Below are 1,472 nucleotides of genomic sequence, written 5' to 3'. Positions count from 1 at the left end.
TTGCAACTCCCAAAATTCTGGGTGTTGCAACGACCGCTAGAACCCGCCCTCAGCGCGGGGTGGCCTTCTTGGTTGTCAGGGGTTCAGTCAGCTGATCTTCTTGGCCCGCCGTTTGCTCAGCTCGTCGTCGGGAAAGGACTGCTCCGCGGCGTGCTCGCTGGGAAGGGATGCGAGGCTGCCCTCCACTTCGCGCCAGACACGTCCCACGGCGATGCCAAAAACGCCCTGGCCGCCCTGCACCAAATCGATGACTTCGTCAGCGGACGTGCACTCATAAACGCTCGCACCGTCGCTCATCAGGGTAATCTGTGCCAGATCCTCCACACCCCGTTCGCGCAGGTGTTCCACGGCGGTACGGATCTGCTGAAGGGAAACGCCGGTGTCCAGGAGCCGCTTAACGACCTTGAGGACCAGGATGTCCCGGAAACCGTAAAGACGCTGCGAGCCGGAGCCCGCGGCACCGCGGACAGCCGGTTCCACGAGCCCGGTGCGCGCCCAGTAGTCCAGCTGGCGGTAGGTAATCCCGGCGGCTTTGCAGGCTGTGGGGCCGCGATACCCTGCGTCCTCGTCCAGGACAGGGAGGTCCTCGGTGAACAGGAGGCCCTGGGCACCGCTCGCGGGCACAGCCACACCAGCCGTTGTGGGCTGCTTCAGCCCGCCTGCTTCGCCTTTGGGACTCACCTGGATCCTCCTTGTCAGCAACTCCCGGGGAACACCGCAGCAGCCTGTGCAGGCATGAAGTCCATGCATGTAATTTCGCGGGAGTCGTACTCTACAGTGTGACTTGCGCGGCTGCTGTAAGCAATGGGAGCTTGATACCTTCGACGTTAGGCCTGCTGCGGCCCAAGGTCAAAGACGTGGGCCCTGAGGCGAAGGCGTGTCGGAAGTTTCAGCCTCAACTTTAACCTTAACGTGACCTCAGCCGTCGAAATCCTCGGGCTCAACGTCATCCAGGAATTCACGGAAGCGCCGCAGTTCCTTCTCCTCGTCCACGATGGGCCCGGGCTCAGCGTCCTCGCCTTCATCGTGTTCGGTGATCCGTACGCCGGCCTCATCCATCACCGAGTCTGCACACCAGATGCGGCACTTGGCCCGCAAGGCGATCGCCAAAGCATCCGAGGCACGGGAACTCACCGTAGTGCCGTTCTCGAACTGAAGCTGGCCGTAAAAGATGTTGTCCTCTACGGCGACGATGTTCACGCTGACAACCGAGTGGCCCAGGGTTTCCACAACATCCACCAGGAGGTCGTGGGTCATCGGCCGGGGAGGAACTACCCCCTGCTGGGCCAGGGCGATTGCACTCGCTTCCGGGGTGCCGATCCAGATGGGCACGTGACGCTCACCGTGAATCTCGCGCAGGAGCACCAGCGGCTGGTTGGAGGGCAGTTCGATCCGAACGCCTACGATTTCGACTTCGATCATCAGATGTCCATACGGGAGATATGGTCCTGGACCAGTGCCCGGTGCAGTGT

General features: G+C 62.1%; 2 protein-coding genes. Both read right to left on the bottom strand.

The window, feature by feature from the left end:
• Positions 1 to 87: 87 nt before the first annotated feature.
• Positions 88 to 681, bottom strand: coding sequence for a MerR family transcriptional regulator (locus DBR22_RS12335; protein WP_108599258.1), 594 nt, complete (start codon positions 679 to 681; stop codon positions 88 to 90).
• A gap of 237 nt (positions 682 to 918) precedes the next feature.
• Positions 919 to 1,422, bottom strand: a complete 504-nt coding sequence (locus DBR22_RS12330; protein ID WP_108599257.1) for a bifunctional nuclease family protein — start codon at positions 1,420 to 1,422, stop codon at positions 919 to 921.
• Positions 1,423 to 1,472 lie beyond the last annotated feature (50 nt).

This window comes from Arthrobacter sp. HMWF013 (assembly GCF_003061105.1).
In the GTDB taxonomy this organism is placed as follows: domain Bacteria; phylum Actinomycetota; class Actinomycetes; order Actinomycetales; family Micrococcaceae; genus Arthrobacter.
The sequence above is the reverse complement of the archived record's forward strand: the minus strand, read 5'-3'. Positions and strand labels throughout refer to the sequence as shown.

What these genes read in the sequence shown, in the direction of transcription:
- DBR22_RS12330 (WP_108599257.1), bottom strand. Translation starts at nt 1,422, where the DNA reads ATGATCGAAGTCGAAATCGTAGGCGTTCGGATCGAACTGCCCTCCAAC.